Consider the following 15,787-nt stretch of genomic DNA (forward strand, 5'->3'; position numbering starts at 1 on the left):
TGATTTATATTCTCAAAAATCTATATTTTAACGATTTTATAATTATGTTCTTCTAAAATTATAATAAAATTAATTAAATAATTTAAAATTTTGGAATGATTATTGCTTATTTTATGTTAAAATATTAAACATTATAACTTGAGGAGAAAACATGACCCTAGCTGTTAAATGCCCTATCTTAGGTTTTGAAGAAACCAAAAATATGGAATTTTCAACTATCGATGAAGTATTTGTAAGACTTAAAAGTCTTGATGGTAAAGACTTTTCTTTTGTTTTAATTAATCCTTATTTAATTAGACCTGATTATGAATTTGATATACCAACTTATTATCAAGAGCTTCTTTCTTTAACACCTGAATCTAATATGAAAATTTTTAATATAGTAGCCATAGCAAAAAGCATTGAAGAATCGACAGTGAATTTTCTAGCTCCAGTAGTCATTAATCTTGATAATAATACTATGGTACAAGTGATACTAGATACAGTTAATTATCCGGACTTTTTTCAAGCTGATCAAATTGCTAATTATATTAAAAAATAATGCTCTATATACTTGCAAATGGAGCTATGGCAACAGCCTTAGCCTATGGATTAAAAGATAATTATGAAATTTGTATAGTAGGAAGAAGCATAGAAAAACTTCAAGCCCTCACCAAAGAAGGCTTTAAAACCTTACTTTACAAAGATTTTAACATAGAAGGTAAAGATGTTATTTTAGCATTTAAACCCTATGCTTTAGAAAATATTGCTCAAATGCTAAAAGGACAAGCACGTATCTTAATCTCTGTTTTAGCCAATGTTGATTTTGAAAAACTACAAACCATCAAAGCTCAAAATTATGTTAGAATAATGCCTAATACAGCAGCTAAATATAAGGCTTCAACCACACCATATATACTTAAAAACTCTCATTTTGAAAATGAAATTTTAGACATTTTAAAAACTTTTGGCTCGGCTTATAAATTAGATAATGAAATACAAATGAATGCAGCTATGGCGATTAGCGGCTGCGCTCCTGCTTTTTTAGCACTTATAGCAGAAAGTATTGCTAATGCTGGAGTTTATGAAGGTTTGTCAAAAGAACTTAGTCTCAATCTTACGCGCTCTTTATTTAAAAGCTCTAGTACTTTACTAGAACATGAACATCCAGCTATTATCAAAGAAAATATTTGCTCCCCTGGCGGAGTTACAATAAAAGGCATAAAAATACTCGAACAAAAAGGAATTCGCGGAAGTTTTTTTGAAGCCATAAATGCTAGCAGCGCTAAATGAAAAAGGCTTTCATACTTATAGAAAGTATTAGTGCTATAACGATCATATCTTTAATTTTCATTGGCATTTTTTATTATTATACTCAACTTTACAAAAACTATGAAAATTTAAATATTTTTGAAAGACTCTATAGACTTCAAGAAGAATTATATGAAAAGCCCATTTTTAAAACCATCATACTTCAAACTTCAGCCTTAAAACCTATAGTTTTACAAGAACAGTTTGTTAATGATGGTATATTTCAATTTCAAAAATTATATTTTCAAGATCAAAATTATAGTGTTTATTTTAAAGAATGAGCAAAGCTTTTACACTTTTTGAACTTATATTATCACTAATACTTTTTACTTTTATAACTAGCTTACTTTCAAAACCTTTAATGGATTTTTATCATTTAAATTTCACTGCTTTACATACAAACAATCTTATCACTCAAGCACATTTAAACTTGCTTAAAATAGAAAAATTAATACAAAATTGTATTAATATTACATTTTCACAAAATACATTAAAATGTCTTTTAAAAGATGAGTTAATTAGCCTAAAAGATAATAAACTTTATCTTATTAACTCTGCTCTTATTTTAGAAAATAATCATACACTTTATTCACCTCATTCTGATTTTAAAACACAACTCCAAAATAGAAAAGATTTATATAATGACAATGAACATATTGGCTATGCTTATAAAATTAATAAGGTTGAAAAAATATTCATCTTAGAAAATGGTATATCTGCAAATTTTACAGGTAGTTTTATTCCTTTGCAAGCTCAATTAGTTATCAAATTGCAAAATGGAGAACTTATATATGAAATAAAGCCAAAATTTAATGAACAATTAAACCAACAAGGATTAATTTCTAAAAACATAAGCTCATTTAACCTGCAAAACAATAAATTAAAAATTTGCCTAAAAAGACAAGCAAAATATTGTCTTGAAAAAAGAATTTTACTATGAAAAAAGCTTATGTTTTAATTTGGACAATTTTTTTAATATTACTAATAAGTCTATGGATGAGCTTGACCTTAAACATATCTAGCTACACTCCAAAAATAATCCAAGATAGTTATTACTACCTTCAAGCTCAAATTTTAAGTCATAATGCAACACAATTTTCTAAATATTTTTTATATCAAGCAAAGCAAGAAAATAAAGAATGTTTAGATAATATATATTTTAATTACACAAAAGCTTTGATTAAAATAAAATATTTTTATCCTATTGCACAATGTGTTAATTTTAAATTTTCCAACTTTAATCCCGATGCAAATTTAAGCAAAGATGGTGTTATTATAGCCCACATTAGCATTGCTTTAAATCGTGATAAAAACGTCAATGATGAAATTTTACTCACAAAAAGCATTATTATTTATCCCAAAGAAAATTTTTGGAATTTAAAAAATTAAACCAAAGTCTTAGCAAGCTTAACACACTCTAAAAGACTTTGATTTTCGCATATATAAAGATTTTTAAAATTTAAAAGCTTCTTTGCTGTGCTTTGTCCTATAACTACAACCTTATCTTCTTCTTTTAAGCTATAAAATTTTAAAAAATTTTCTACACTTAAAGGAGAGGTAAATATAAAAATAGCAGGATGAGTAAGTTTTTTGTCACCTTTTTTAAAAACATTTTCATAAACAATTATTTCATCTAAATCCACACCTGCATTTTTAAGATCCAAATTTAAAGTCGAAACAATATTTTTAGCCCTTAAATACAAACATTTTTGCGTTTTTAATTCCTCTTTAAATTCAAGAAAAAGATCTTTTCCATAAGCCTTTGATGGAATTTTAATCTTTTTAAAACCTAAATTTTTAGCGTATTGAGCTGTACTTTGTCCTACAGCGTATAAATTGAGTTTGAAATTTAAAGTGATTTTTGCATGTTGTAAAGCTTTTAAAGCATTTTTTGAAGTACAGATTAAAACATCATACAAACTCAAATCTATACTAAAATCATAAAAAATAATCTCATTTAAAATAAGATTTTCCACCCCTTTAAAAGGAGTTTCATTTAAGAGGTAAATTTTCATAGATTTTACGCTTTAGCTCTTTAGCTGCCAAAAAAGCATCTTTAGCATCCATGATCGCCCTAACCACAGCCACGCCGCTTAAATTTATACCCTTTAACTCATCAAGCACTGCTTTATCAACCCCTCCTATAGCTACAACCCCTATAGGACTTTTATCACAAATTTGGCTTAAAAGCTCAAGGCTTAAAAGCGAACTTTCTTTAGTAGGCGTTGCCTTGATAGCTCCGCAACCTAGATAATTTACTCCTTGTATAAACTCAAGTTGTTCTAGCTTTTTAAGGCTTAAGCCTATGATTTTTTCATCTCCTAAAAGCTTTCTAGCTAGTTTTACTTCTAAATCTTCCTGCCCTAAATGCACCCCATCAGCATCTAAGGCTAAAGCTATGTCCACTCTATCGTTAATCAAAAAAGGTATTTTATAAGCCTTGCAAAGTTTTTGCACCTTTAAACCTAGTTTGTAAAATTCTCTTGCATTAAGCTCTTTTTCACGAAGTTGAACTATACTCACTCCGCCTTTTATAGCATTTTCTAAAGTATTTAAAAAACATTCCTCGCTTTTATTTCCCTTAGTAGCAACCAAATAAAGGCTAAGATCTAATTTATTTTTCATCTAAAAACTTGAAAAAATGATTTGTAGGACCACAACCTTTTCCAAGATTGAGTGAATAATAAATCGCATTTCTTACATATTCTTTGGCTTCACTAACGGCATAAAATAAATCCTTGCCTTTAGCTAAATTACCAGCAATAGCCGAAGAAAGCGTACAACCTGTACCATGAGTATTTTTAGTTTCTATGCGTTCGCCTTTTAAAATATAAATTTCTTTTCCATCATAAAGCACATCATTGGCATTTTCTTCACTATGCCCGCCTTTAAGTAAAACTGCCTTAGCTCCCAAGCTACATAAATGCTTAGCTGCCTTTATCATCTGCTCTTCATTGGCAATCTTAAAACCACATAAAAACTCTGCTTCAGGAATATTAGGCGTAAGAATGTCTGCAAATTTTACTATGGTTTGTTTGAAAAAATCACAATTTTCTTGAGGCATTAAAGCATAACCATTTTTAGCAAACATTACAGGATCGATCACTATGTTTTGAGGTTTAAACTCGCTTAAATTTTTAGCTACACAGCTCATTAATTCACAAGAACCTATCATTCCGATTTTAGTTGCCTTTGGCGCTATATCTTCAAACACGGCAAGCATTTGTTCGTCCACGCTTTGAGTAGGTATATCGTGTACAGAAATCACCCTTGCGGTATTTTCAGCTACCACACTTAAAACCACACTCATACCAAAAAGATTGTGTGCACTAAAGGTTTTAAGATCGGCTTGTATCCCTGCTCCACCACTACAATCACTCCCTGCTATAGTTAAAACAGGTATAAGTTCACTTCCTTTTGCTTTCATAAATCTTCCTTTAAAATTTTGATCCATTCTTCACCCTTAGGGCTTAATTTTTGTCCTTTAAAACTCTGTTTTGCAAAAGCTACGATCAAAGCATGAAAAATTTGATAAAGTTCGTAAAGTTCGCATTTTTTTCCTAAAATTTTACACAAATTTTCTTGCTCACTTTCTATGCCACTTTGAAAAAATTCTCTTAATTCTTCATAATTTTCAAACTCATAACCTAAGTAAAAAGCCAAACGCAAACTATAGCTATCTACAACCAAAATCTCTCTTTTACAAAGATAGCTTAAAATACCATCAACACTTTCAAAACCTAAACCTTTGATATTTAAAAGCCATTCTCTGCTTACATTTGTTTTAAAATTTTCTAAATTTTTATAAGTGTTTATGATACTTTCTACCAAGCCTTTTAAACGCTTGGCTTTGGTGTTGTAAAATCCGCTAGGCTTAATTAAAGTTGCAAGTTCTAAATTGGATAAAGTATTGATTTGTTCTAAGCTTGCAATATTTTCTTTTTTTAAATTGTCTAAAGCTTTTAAGACATTTTTCCAATTTGTATTTTGAGTTAAAATCACAGAAATTAAAAGCTCAAATTCACTCAATCCTTGATTTTCAAGCCAATCAAAATCATGATAATTTAAATCCAAATTTAAAAGCTTGGTAAAAATTTGCGCTCCAGTCATTTAAAATTCTCCTTAAAAGCCAAATAAAATTGCTTCACAGTACGACCACTTCTACTTGCTCTTAGAGTAGTAAATTCTTTAGCTTTAGCGTGTAAAAGCTCTTTATCACAAGAATAATCTTTAAAATAAAAATCTATCATCTTTAAATACTCTTCTAAATTTCCTTGATAAAAACTTAACCACAAACCAAATCTATCACTCAAGCTTAATCTTTCTTCAGCAGCATCGCTTAAATGAAGTTCTGTATGTGCAATTTGCGTATCAAGATTATCAGCAATGCTTTCACTTAATAAATGCCTACGATTTGAACTCGCATAAATAATTACATTATTTGGGGCTTTTTCTATGCTTCCCTCAAGTAAAGGTTTTAAAAATTTATAACTATCATCTCCCTTCTCAAAAGAAAAATCATCACAAAAAAGTATGAATTTAAAATTTTCTAATCTGATTTCATCGATGATATCTGCTAAGGCAAATAAATCTTCTTTATTTAATTCAACAAGTCTTAAGCCCTGATCTTTAAATTCGTTAAATATAGCCTTAATTAAACTTGATTTTCCAGTACCCTTAGATCCCCATAAAAGTGCGTGATTTGCCCCTTTGTTTTGAATGAAATTTAAAGTATTTTCATAAAGTGCTTTTTTTTGTTTTTCCATACCTACTAAATCTTTTAAAGCAATAGGATCGATTTCAAAAATAGGCTTTAAATAGTCTTTTCTTGCTCTATAAATTGCTGCATAAGTTTTGTTCCAATCCATTTTAAGCCTTTCTTAAATGCGTTAAAATTGCCTCTAAAATATCATCATCGTCTTTGCTTTTTGCTTTGATGAGTTCTTTTTCATCATTTAAAGCAGTAAATTGAATATTTTGCTCATAGTTGCTAATACTTTTAAATTTATTTAAAGCTAAAATTTTAATAATAATCAAAGATAAAAATTGCTTAGTATAAACGTCAAGTTTTCCAAAGCGATCTTCAATTTCACCTTCGATCTCATAAACCTCATGAACTTGCTCACACTTGCTAAGTCTTCTATAAAGTTCTAATCTTAAGCGATCTTCGCTGATAAGCTCACTATTTAAAAAGGCATTAACATTGAGTTTTAAATCAAGTTTATTTTCTTTTTGATCCACTTCATTTTTACTTAAAGCATTAAGTTCATCTTCTAACATTTTAAGATATAAACTATATCCAATTTGCTCGATATGTCCACTTTGATCTACGCCTAATAAATTTCCACCGCCACGAATTTCAAGATCATGATAAGCCAAAACAGAACCTGCGCCTAAAAAAGAATTACTTTCTAAAGAAACTAGACGCTTTAAAGCATCTTTTGTGATAGCATTTTTATCTTCGATTAAAAAATAACAATAACCTTGCTTATCACTTCTTCCTACACGCCCACGCAATTGGTGCAAATCAGCCATACCAAAACGATCGCTTTTTTCTACTATGATAGTATTTGCATTAGGTAAATCAATCCCACTTTCTACGATAGAGGTACTTAAAAGCAAATCATATTCTTTGTTTTCAAATTTCAACATTTCTTCTTCTTGCACCTTGGCATCGATTTTAGAATGTAAAATCAAAATACGCAAAGTAGAAAAAAGTTCTAATAAATGTTTTTTACACTGCTCTATACTTGCAATATGATTATGAATATAAAAAATTTGCCCACCACGTCTTAACTCTCTTGCTATAGCTTCTTTTAAAAGTGCGTCATCATTTTCTTTGACAAAAGTTCTTACATCCATTCTATCTTCTGGTGGAGTTTGTAAAACACTATAAGATTTTATAGAACTTAAAGCTTGATTTAAGCTTCTTGGTATAGGGGTTGCTGACATGGATAAAATATGTGAATTTTGAGTGATTTCTTTAAGCTTTTCTTTTTGCTTCACTCCAAATTTATGCTCTTCATCAATAATAACAAGAGCTAAATTTTCACATTCTACACTTAAAAGCGCATGAGTTCCTACAACTACACAAGCTTTATTTTCTTTTAAATTTTGTAAAACTTGTTTTTTTTCTGCACTACTTGTAAAGCGATCCAGTTTAAAAACCTTTATATCAAAAGGATCAAAACGCTTTTTTAAGGTTTTATAATGCTGATGAGAAAGCAAAGTTGTAGGCGCAAATAAAAATGCACAAAATCCACTTTTAACCACTGGATAAATAGCATTCATGGCAACTTCTGTTTTTCCAAAACCCACATCACCGCTTAAAAGCCTATCCATAACTTTTCCACTTTGAAAATCTTGCAAAATTTCATGACAAGCTTTCTCTTGATCGCTTGTATAAATAAAACCTGCACTAGTTATAAAATCAGCTTGTCTATTTAAATCCACTGTAATTTTTTTTGCTTGCACCAAAGATCTTTTAGCCGCCATAATAACAATTTCAGAAGCTATAGCTAAAAGTTTAGTCTTTAATTTTTCTTTAAGTTTAATAAAGCTTGTTTTACCTAGTTTATCTAAGCTTGGAATAGATCCACTCACACCCAAATATTTATCAATCAAATAAAGATTTTCCACTGGTAATAAAAGCTTATCAGAATTTTGATACTCTATAGCAACAAACTCTTTTTTTGCTCCGCTTATCACTATCATCTCAAGACCTAAAAATTTGCCCACTCCATAATCTTCGTGCACTATATAATCCCCATTTTTAAGCTCATCTATAATCAAACTAGCTTTTTTTCTTGTTTTTTGTTTTTCTTTTTGATTTAAAGAAATGATTAGCTCTTCAGGACTAATAAGATTAAGCCTTAAATCACTTTTTACAAAATGGATATTTTGAGTATCTTCAAGCTCCAAAGCTTTAAACAAAGCTTCATTTTTAGCTAAAAGTGTGATTTTTTTATTTTTATGAAATTCAAAAAAATCTTTATTGTAAGAACTTTGCAATTCTTTAAATTTTTTAGCTTGAGGTAAAATTTTTGCATTCACAAAACTTATATCTTTTTCATATTCATTAATATCAAACTTTTCACAAGCTAAAAAATCAAGTTCTAAATAATCAAAAAAATCATCAATACACCAAAATCCTAAAGAATTAATATCATGTATTAAAGTATCGCTTTGAAAATCTTCTAATTTGTCCTTAAAAATTTCATAATTTTCTTTGTCAAAATATTTTAAAAAAGGACAAATTTCAAAATATTCTAGTTCATTAGGAATAGACTTTTGACTTTGCAAATCAAAATATCTTATGCTTTCAATCTCTTCGCCAAAAAGTAAAATTCTAATAGGATTTTCTTCATTGATACAAAAAATATCAATAATATCCGCACGAATTGAAATTTCACCTTTATCCTGAACTATATCTACAAATTCGTATCCCAATCTTGAAATTTCATCTTCAAAACATTTCAAATCAAAATTTTGTTTTTTATCGATATGATAATTTTGTAAATGTTTTTTTGAAGGAAGTTTTTTTAAAACAGTATTTAAAGGAGAAATAAGGATTTTTTTTTCTTCTTCTTTATGATAAGCATTTAAAATCTTGCAAAGATCAAAAAGTTCTTTGGAAAAAGCCCTTAAATCATCTCTAAACTGCGCTCTAAAATCAGGTAAAACAAAGGTTTTTAAACCCTTAAATCGTGAAACTTGAGCGAGCAAATCTGCTTGTTTTTCATCTTTACAAAGCAAAAGTTCACAAATTTTTGGATTTTGTAGGTATTCATAAAATGAAGCTTGCATTATTCTTCGTTGTTATTTTCAATAAGTTTGATAGTATCTTCTTTAATTTTACTAGTTCCATTAAAGCGACCGCCATTTTCTATAGAAATTTTTTGCGTTGAAATATCGCCATTAACAACTCCGCCCGCTAAAATTTCTAAACTATTGGCCTCAAGTTGCCCTTCAAAATACCCATTTACTACAATTTTATCTGCTTGTAATTCACCTTTTAAATTTCCATTTTTTCCGATAACTACAATGCTTTCAGAATGAATAATACCACTTAACTCTCCATCGACATGAAGCATAGAAGCAAAATAAAATTTACCCTCAATTCTCGCACCTGAAGAAATTACTGTTGTTTCTGAGCTAGGACTGGATGTTGGGCTGATACCGCCTTTATTAAAGATTGCCATGGAACTCTCCTTTCTTGATTAAAAAAATCATTCATATTTTTTCTTTGCAAATTTAAAAAATACAAAGGTTCTAAAGTTTTATTAATAAACCTTACCTCATAGTGCAAATGCGGTCCCGTAGAAAGACCTGTATTGCCACTATAACCTATCAACTGCCCCTTGCTAACAAATTGACCTGCTTTGACTACTTCTTTGCGCATCATATGAGCAAATACTGTTTTAAAACCAAAATTATGCAATAAAATTACATTATAGCCATAGCCATTATCACTATAACCTGAAAATTCCACTACTCCACTTGCTGGTGCATAAATAGGAGTACCAATTTCTGCTCTTAAATCAATACCAGGATGAAATTCCCTTCTTTTTAAAAGCGGATGCTCTCTCCAGCCAAAATTTCCTGTAATGCCTTTATTTTCAATAGGCCATCCATTAGGAATTTGCCCCAAAATTCCAAGCTGCTGCTCATTGGTAAGCTGAAGATTATCAAGTCTTGCACTAATTGTAAGATTATTTTCTGCTTCTAAGCCCAAAGCCTCTTCAAAAGAAGCTATTTTATCTTCTATAGCTGCATACTGCTGAGTTTTTTCTTCTATGCTTTTTTGCATTTGCGAATTAGATAATTCCAATTCTTTGCTTTTTTTCAAAAGCTCCTCACGCTTTTCACTGATATCACTAAGTTTGCTATCGAGATATTTGATATAAAAACCACTAAAAACTAAAAATAAAACAATAAAAGCAATAGTATAAAAAACTATTTTTTTGATTATTTGATTTAAATAAAAATGTCTTGAACCGTTAATATCTGTAATGGTAATAGTGAATTTATTTTTTACCACACCACTCCTTTAAAAAATTTTCTACCAGCATAAAAGAGCCAAAAACTAGATTTTTTTTATTTTCTTCTAATTTTACAAATTCTTTACATTGTATGCCTAGCTTTGATGCAATACTATAAATTTCATCATCAGCCAGCTTTCGTTCTGCACTTTTATATTTATATATTTGTATTGTATCAATAATAGGCTTTAATGCATTTAAAATTTGAAAAATATCCTTATCCAAATAAGCATTATAAATAAGATTTATTTTTTCTCCTTGAAATTTATCAAGCATAGCCTTAGCAGCCATGGGATTATGACCCACATCAACAAAAAAATTTGGAGAAATTTCTTGGCATCTTCCTTGTAAATTTAACTCTTGTAACTTTTTTAAAGCTTCTAAGGTTTTTTCTTGCGAAGTTAAAATTTCACAAGCCTTTAATGCAAGCTTTAAATTATGCTTTAAAAAACAAGGTAAAACAAACTTTTTACAATAAATCTCAAAATTTTCTTTCAAAAAAGGATTTAAGGAAGAAACTTGCAAATCAGCTTTTTTTAAAAAAGCAATTTTTTTTGCTAAGTTTAAAACATTTTGCTCTTGCTCATCACTTATAAGTGCTATAGGTGCCATAATTTTAAGCTTGGTTCTTGCAATATCTTCTAAAGAATTACCCAAAATTTGAACATGGTCAAATCCAATTCTTGTAAAAATATTCATTCTTCTTTCAAAAACAGAAGTAGCATCATATTCTCCACCCACCCCTGCTTCTAAAACAATGAAATCGCATTTTTGAAATAAAATCATAGCTAAAAAAGTAGCATATTCGAAATAACTTAATTTTTGCAAGTCTTGTTTAAAAATTTCTTCAAGTCTTATATGCGCTTGATCTAATTCTTCATCATTTGCAATCTTACCATCAAGATAAAATCTTTCATTAAAACTGAAAATGTGCGGGCTAGTATAATGCCCTATTTTATAATTTAAATTTTCTAAAAGTTGAGTTAAATATCTGCCCGTGCTACCTTTACCGTTTGTGCCTATAAGTTGGATTATAGGAATATTTTTAAAATATTTCTTATATTTTTCATACATTCTAAACATCAAAAAACGGTCAATTTTATCGTAATTTATACTTTTTTGGGCTAAAAAATTCTCAACTTTCATTATATTGCTCATTAACCGCTGTAATTTGCTTTATTAACTCGTCTAAAATATTAATACTTGGCTTACTTTGCTTATCAAGATAAGCCACTTGAATTTTAGGAGTTATAATATCTTGCTTATAAATAAATCTAAAATTTTCTATAGTTTTAAGATTTGTATTTACAAGCTGTGTAATTTCATCTTTACTTTTTCCTGGCGAAACAATCAAATAACTCTTTTCATCTATCATCCACAGTTCATCAAATTCGCTACAAGAATCTTTTAAAATTTTTTTAAATCGAACAAAAATTTCATTCAAACTTCCCATACCATATTTTTCCATAATGAAACGGTAATTTACTATAGAAAATAAAGCTAAAGAATAATTAACTTTATACTTATTAAAATTTTCATCCATTTTATCAAGCTCTTTAAGAACACTCCAAGCCTCTCTCTCCTCCAAACTTTGCGTGAATTCAATTTGATTATTTAAAGATGTAATTTTTTCTCTAAGTTGTTTAAATTTTAGTTTTAAATCCTCAAAACTAAGTTTTACTTCCCCATTTTCATCTGGTTTTAAGGTATTAATAAAATCCATGTTTTGTTCATTCGATTTATTAAGCAAAACAAGCAATTCATAGATTTTTTTTAGATTATCATTAAAAAAATTTAAATTTTTTTGGACATACATATTATCAACCATTATGCGATGATTGATAAATTCCATTAATTCGTTCTTAAAATTTTCTTCGCCTATTATAAAAGGTTTTTGTGTTAAATTTTGTATAAAACCTTGAATTTTTAAATCTTCCACCAATGAAGGATTTAAACCCAAGCATAATAATTCACTAAAGTGCTCATAACTACGCTCTTCAAGTTTAACTAAGAGTTTTTTAATCACGCTATCATAATCATCATATTTACTAATGCCATATTTACGAGCTTGTTCTTCTAAATTATTTTCATCATAATTTCTTTCAAGCTCTTTCCATTTTTTGGTAAGCAAGTAAATACTTTCACTATCCATAGTTTTAGAAATTCTAATCGAAGTCACCTTAGCCAAATCTCTTATCTTTTTATCCTTACTTATTTGCAAAGTTTTAGATATGGTATATAAAAAATCAAAAAATTCACTAAATTGTTTTCCGCTTTGTCTATTTAAAACAGAAATTAAAAAACTAATTAGTTCTTCTAAACTTCTTATAGTTTTAGAATTTAATTCTTGTTGATAAATCGGTAAAAGTAAGGTTTTGTATTTGTCAAGTTTAGCTTTATTTGAGCTTGTGATACCATATTTTAAAGATAGTTCTTCAAAAATTTCCGTATAATTTTCAGGAGTTGGTTTTAGTTTTCTTTCTTTTAATGCAATTAAAGTTTGCTTTGCTATTTCATTAGTATTTGGAATCACGTTTTTGCCCTTTAATAGCAATTACGGAAATAAACTCATCAAATGCCTCGCTTGAAGCTGCTCGAATAGCCTCATACCTTGCAGAATCACTAATAATACTATTTGGAGAAATTTCAAAATTATAACTTCCACTTGTACTAAAAGCCTGACTTGAACCATCTTTAAAGACAACATTAAAATCTAAATTTAATTTAGCTTTATAACTAATGACATAGCCATTTTTATCATAAGCTAAAGGAATAAATTCTAAATTATTCATTTTAACATTGATTACATCATCTGCCTCGTGTTTTAAAGCAAGTTTACGCCCTAATTTTGAAATTACCATTTCTTTTAAAGTATCGGCAACATAGATACTATTTTTTGGGTCTTGTTGACTTAATTCAACATTAACATAAACCTTCTCATCGAAAATATTATTAGCGATTTTTGATGTAGGAACATATCCACAAGCACCTAAAAATAAACCTATACAAAAAATTAAAATCTTTTTCATTTAATCACTAGATTAACTAGCTTTCCTTCCACATAAATTTCTTTAACTATACTCTTACCTTCAAGCCATTTAGCAGTATTTTCTTTTGCAAAAGCTAAAATTTCTTCTTTACTCGCACTACTTGAAATTTCAAATTCAGCCCTTTTTTTACCATTAATACTTACAGCTAAATTTAAAGTATCTTTTACAAAAACCTCTTCTTTAAGTTCTAATTTTTTGAAATTTTTACATTTAAAAAGCTCCTCGCTAAGCTCAAAACAAACATGAGGAATAATAGGCTCTAAAATATTTAAAATAATATAAAAAGCCTCTTGCTCCAAAGCTTCATTTTTGCAAAGCGCTAAAGCATTTAAAGCTTCCATGCAAGCTGCAATTAAAGTATTGAAAGCAAAACTTTGATGATAAACTTCAAAAGATTTTTTCAAAGCTTCATATACCTTTAATCTTGCATATTTTTCTTCTTTATTTAAATTTTCTTGTTTTAATTCTACAAGCTCACCTTTTTTAACATTTTGCGCCCTATCATAGAGTTTGCAAATAAATCTATAAGCCCCTTCAACCGCATCATCATTCCATTCAAGCTCTTTAGCCGGAGGCGCAGCAAAAAGTATAAAAAGTCTTGCGGTATCAGCACCGTATTTTTCTATAATCTCATCAGGATCTACAACATTGCCTTTTGATTTTGACATTTTAGCACCATCTTTTAACACCATACCCTGAGTTAAAAGTCTATCAAAAGGTTCATTTTGTGTTAAATAACCCAAGTCTCTTAAAGCTTTTTGGAAAAATCTCGCATAAAGTAAATGCAAGATTGCATGTTCAATACCACCTATATATTGATCCACACTCATCCAATACTTTACACTTTTTTCATCTAAAGCTTTTTCCTGCCAAGTTCTCTCATCACTTGCAAAACGTGCAAAATACCAAGAACTTTCAAAAAAAGTATCTAAAGTATCACTTTCTTTTTGAGCCTCTTTGCCACATTTAGGACAAATACAATTTTTCCAAGTTGGATGTTTATCAAGTGGATTACCCTCACCTGTAATTTGCACATCTTCAGGTAAGATAATAGGTAAATTTTCTAGTTTTTGAGGCACTATACCACAAATTTGACATTTAATCATAGGAATAGGCGCACCCCAATATCTTTGGCGTGAAACACCCCAATCACGAATTTTAAAATTTACAACCCTTTTTCCTATATTTTTAGCTTCAAACTGAGAAATGATTTTTAATCTTGCCTCATTACAATCAAGATTATCAAACTCTTGGCTATTAATTAATTTTCCTGATTTTTGCGTATAAGGTAAATTTTCTTGAGTTTGAATAACTTGTTTGATGGCAAGATTATATTTTGTTGCAAATTCAAAATCTCTTTCATCATGAGCTGGAACAGCCATAACCGCTCCACTACCATAATCAGCCAAGACAAAATTAGCCACCCACAAAGGAATTTTTTCTCCGCTTAAAGGATGAATGGCATAAATTCCTAGAAAATAACCTTCTTTTTCAGAACTTTGTCTTTCTCTTGGGCTTTGATTTTGAATAGTTTTGATTTTATTTAATACATCTTGATTTAATAAATTTTGCGAAAGCAAATTTTGAACAATTTTATGTTCTGGAGCTAAAGCGATATACGAAACTCCATAAATTGTATCTGCTCTTGTAGTAAAAACTTCTAAAGAACTTTCTTTGGTTTTTTGCTTGCTTTCTTCGTCTAAATTTAAAGAAAATTCCAAACCTTCGCTTTTACCAATCCAATTTTCTTGCATAGTTAAAACTTGATTAGGCCATTTATCTTTTAATTCTTCTAAATCTTTTAAAAGTTCCTCAGCATAAGCAGTGATTTTTACATAATAACCTGGCATTTTTTTCTGCACCACTTCATGACCACAACGCCAACATTTTCCGTCTTCAACTTGCTCATTAGCCAAAACCGTTTGATCTTGTTCACACCAATTTACATTTGCTTCTTTAGTGTAAATCAAACCTTTTTCAAACATCTTAATAAAAAATTCTTGCTCAAATTTTGTATAAAGTGGATCTGAAGTAGCAAGCATTCTTTTTTTAGAAAAAGAAAAACCTAAAGAAAAAAGTTCTTTTTTCATATAAGCTATATTTTCATAAGTCCATGACTTAGGATGAATTTTATGTTTAATAGCTGCATTTTCAGCAGGCATGCCAAAACTATCAAAACCTATAGGATGTAAAACATTAAAACCTATCTTGCGATAATATCTTGCCAAAGCATCACCTATAGTATAATTTCTTACATGCCCCATATGAATGCGTCCACTAGGATAAGGAAACATCGATAAAATATATTTTTTAGGCAAATTTAAGTCATCTTTTGGCTCAAAATATTCATTTTCATCCCAAATTTTTTGCCATTTTTTTTCTATTAAACTTGCTTCATAAGCCATA

Annotated in this window: 17 protein-coding genes; 5 read left to right on the plus strand and 12 right to left on the minus strand. The window is 29.1% G+C overall.

Going from position 1 to position 15,787, the window contains the following annotated elements; all coding sequences use genetic code 11:
- The first annotated feature begins 151 nt into the window (after nucleotides 1-151).
- The 5 genes from fliW to AJ936_RS07905 are packed head-to-tail and all read left to right on the plus strand — an operon-like array spanning nucleotide 152 to nucleotide 2,679.
- Nucleotides 152-541 carry a flagellar assembly protein FliW gene (fliW, locus tag AJ936_RS07885; RefSeq protein WP_002852982.1) on the plus strand — a complete coding sequence of 130 codons (390 nt, stop codon included), beginning with the start codon at nucleotides 152-154 and terminating at the stop codon, nucleotides 539-541.
- A complete protein-coding gene (locus AJ936_RS07890) occupies nucleotides 541-1,272 on the plus strand; it encodes a pyrroline-5-carboxylate reductase (protein WP_002861800.1) in 732 nt (243 codons plus the stop codon). The genes fliW and AJ936_RS07890 overlap by 1 nt, the downstream gene beginning before the upstream one ends.
- Nucleotides 1,269-1,571, plus strand: a complete 303-nt coding sequence (locus tag AJ936_RS07895; RefSeq protein ID WP_070274298.1) for a type II secretion system protein — start codon at nucleotides 1,269-1,271, stop codon at nucleotides 1,569-1,571. The genes AJ936_RS07890 and AJ936_RS07895 overlap by 4 nt, the downstream gene beginning before the upstream one ends.
- Nucleotides 1,568-2,230, plus strand: a complete 663-nt coding sequence (locus tag AJ936_RS07900) for a hypothetical protein (RefSeq protein WP_070274300.1) — start codon at nucleotides 1,568-1,570, stop codon at nucleotides 2,228-2,230. Before AJ936_RS07895 ends, AJ936_RS07900 begins: the two co-directional genes overlap by 4 nt.
- On the plus strand, nucleotides 2,227-2,679 hold the full coding sequence (locus AJ936_RS07905) for a hypothetical protein (protein WP_002859148.1): 453 nt from the start codon (nucleotides 2,227-2,229) through the stop codon (nucleotides 2,677-2,679). The genes AJ936_RS07900 and AJ936_RS07905 overlap by 4 nt, the downstream gene beginning before the upstream one ends.
- Here AJ936_RS07905 and AJ936_RS07910 read toward each other — a convergent pair.
- The 12 genes from AJ936_RS07910 to leuS are packed head-to-tail and all read right to left on the minus strand — an operon-like array spanning nucleotide 2,676 to nucleotide 15,786.
- Nucleotides 2,676-3,305, minus strand: a complete 630-nt coding sequence (locus tag AJ936_RS07910) for a uroporphyrinogen-III synthase (RefSeq protein ID WP_070274302.1) — start codon at nucleotides 3,303-3,305, stop codon at nucleotides 2,676-2,678. The two genes, AJ936_RS07905 and AJ936_RS07910, sit on opposite strands and share 4 nt — an antisense overlap.
- On the minus strand, nucleotides 3,283-3,915 hold the full coding sequence (gene thiE / locus AJ936_RS07915) for a thiamine phosphate synthase (protein ID WP_044779157.1): 633 nt from the start codon (nucleotides 3,913-3,915) through the stop codon (nucleotides 3,283-3,285). The genes AJ936_RS07910 and thiE overlap by 23 nt, the downstream gene beginning before the upstream one ends.
- Nucleotides 3,905-4,717: a bifunctional hydroxymethylpyrimidine kinase/phosphomethylpyrimidine kinase gene (gene thiD / locus AJ936_RS07920; RefSeq protein WP_070274430.1), complete on the minus strand. Its 813-nt coding sequence runs from the start codon at nucleotides 4,715-4,717 to the stop codon at nucleotides 3,905-3,907. The genes thiE and thiD overlap by 11 nt, the downstream gene beginning before the upstream one ends.
- Complete coding sequence (locus AJ936_RS07925) at nucleotides 4,714-5,400, minus strand: endonuclease III domain-containing protein (protein ID WP_070233061.1); 687 nt, start codon at nucleotides 5,398-5,400, stop codon at nucleotides 4,714-4,716. The genes thiD and AJ936_RS07925 overlap by 4 nt, the downstream gene beginning before the upstream one ends.
- Nucleotides 5,397-6,158 (minus strand): ATP-binding protein, encoded by a 762-nt coding sequence (locus tag AJ936_RS07930; RefSeq protein WP_070274303.1) that lies wholly within the window; start codon nucleotides 6,156-6,158, stop codon nucleotides 5,397-5,399. Before AJ936_RS07930 ends, AJ936_RS07925 begins: the two co-directional genes overlap by 4 nt.
- 1 nt (nucleotide 6,159) lies before the next feature.
- On the minus strand, nucleotides 6,160-9,096 hold the full coding sequence (locus AJ936_RS07935; RefSeq protein ID WP_070274305.1) for a DEAD/DEAH box helicase: 2,937 nt from the start codon (nucleotides 9,094-9,096) through the stop codon (nucleotides 6,160-6,162).
- A complete protein-coding gene (locus AJ936_RS07940; RefSeq protein WP_002861809.1) occupies nucleotides 9,096-9,491 on the minus strand; it encodes a polymer-forming cytoskeletal protein in 396 nt (131 codons plus the stop codon). The genes AJ936_RS07935 and AJ936_RS07940 overlap by 1 nt, the downstream gene beginning before the upstream one ends.
- A complete protein-coding gene (locus AJ936_RS07945; RefSeq protein ID WP_002861810.1) occupies nucleotides 9,428-10,330 on the minus strand; it encodes a M23 family metallopeptidase in 903 nt (300 codons plus the stop codon). The genes AJ936_RS07940 and AJ936_RS07945 overlap by 64 nt, the downstream gene beginning before the upstream one ends.
- Entirely contained in the window at nucleotides 10,317-11,477 is a 1,161-nt protein-coding gene (locus tag AJ936_RS07950; protein WP_070274307.1) for a folylpolyglutamate synthase/dihydrofolate synthase family protein, read from the minus strand. Before AJ936_RS07950 ends, AJ936_RS07945 begins: the two co-directional genes overlap by 14 nt.
- Nucleotides 11,467-12,864 carry a hypothetical protein gene (locus tag AJ936_RS07955; RefSeq protein ID WP_070274309.1) on the minus strand — a complete coding sequence of 466 codons (1,398 nt, stop codon included), beginning with the start codon at nucleotides 12,862-12,864 and terminating at the stop codon, nucleotides 11,467-11,469. The genes AJ936_RS07950 and AJ936_RS07955 overlap by 11 nt, the downstream gene beginning before the upstream one ends.
- Entirely contained in the window at nucleotides 12,848-13,360 is a 513-nt protein-coding gene (gene lptE / locus AJ936_RS07960; protein WP_002860199.1) for an LPS assembly lipoprotein LptE, read from the minus strand. Before lptE ends, AJ936_RS07955 begins: the two co-directional genes overlap by 17 nt.
- Nucleotides 13,357-15,786: a leucine--tRNA ligase gene (gene leuS / locus AJ936_RS07965; protein WP_002880809.1), complete on the minus strand. Its 2,430-nt coding sequence runs from the start codon at nucleotides 15,784-15,786 to the stop codon at nucleotides 13,357-13,359. The genes lptE and leuS overlap by 4 nt, the downstream gene beginning before the upstream one ends.
- Between the last annotated feature and the right edge of the window lies 1 nt (nucleotide 15,787).

This window comes from Campylobacter sp. BCW_6877 (genome assembly GCF_001762445.1).
GTDB lineage: Bacteria > Campylobacterota > Campylobacteria > Campylobacterales > Campylobacteraceae > Campylobacter_D > Campylobacter_D jejuni.

Coding starts and splice junctions, on each gene's coding strand:
- fliW (WP_002852982.1), top strand. CDS start 152: ATGACCCTAGCTGTTAAATGCCCTATCTTAGGTTTTGAAGAAACCAAA.
- AJ936_RS07890 (WP_002861800.1), top strand. CDS start 541: ATGCTCTATATACTTGCAAATGGAGCTATGGCAACAGCCTTAGCCTAT.
- AJ936_RS07895 (WP_070274298.1), top strand. CDS start 1,269: ATGAAAAAGGCTTTCATACTTATAGAAAGTATTAGTGCTATAACGATC.
- AJ936_RS07900 (WP_070274300.1), top strand. CDS start 1,568: ATGAGCAAAGCTTTTACACTTTTTGAACTTATATTATCACTAATACTT.
- AJ936_RS07905 (WP_002859148.1), top strand. CDS start 2,227: ATGAAAAAAGCTTATGTTTTAATTTGGACAATTTTTTTAATATTACTA.
- AJ936_RS07910 (WP_070274302.1), bottom strand. CDS start 3,305: ATGAAAATTTACCTCTTAAATGAAACTCCTTTTAAAGGGGTGGAAAAT.
- thiE (WP_044779157.1), bottom strand. CDS start 3,915: ATGAAAAATAAATTAGATCTTAGCCTTTATTTGGTTGCTACTAAGGGA.
- thiD (WP_070274430.1), bottom strand. CDS start 4,717: ATGAAAGCAAAAGGAAGTGAACTTATACCTGTTTTAACTATAGCAGGG.
- AJ936_RS07925 (WP_070233061.1), bottom strand. CDS start 5,400: ATGACTGGAGCGCAAATTTTTACCAAGCTTTTAAATTTGGATTTAAAT.
- AJ936_RS07930 (WP_070274303.1), bottom strand. CDS start 6,158: ATGGATTGGAACAAAACTTATGCAGCAATTTATAGAGCAAGAAAAGAC.
- AJ936_RS07935 (WP_070274305.1), bottom strand. CDS start 9,096: ATGCAAGCTTCATTTTATGAATACCTACAAAATCCAAAAATTTGTGAA.
- AJ936_RS07940 (WP_002861809.1), bottom strand. CDS start 9,491: ATGGCAATCTTTAATAAAGGCGGTATCAGCCCAACATCCAGTCCTAGC.
- AJ936_RS07950 (WP_070274307.1), bottom strand. CDS start 11,477: ATGAAAGTTGAGAATTTTTTAGCCCAAAAAAGTATAAATTACGATAAA.
- lptE (WP_002860199.1), bottom strand. CDS start 13,360: ATGAAAAAGATTTTAATTTTTTGTATAGGTTTATTTTTAGGTGCTTGT.
- leuS (WP_002880809.1), bottom strand. CDS start 15,786: ATGGCTTATGAAGCAAGTTTAATAGAAAAAAAATGGCAAAAAATTTGG.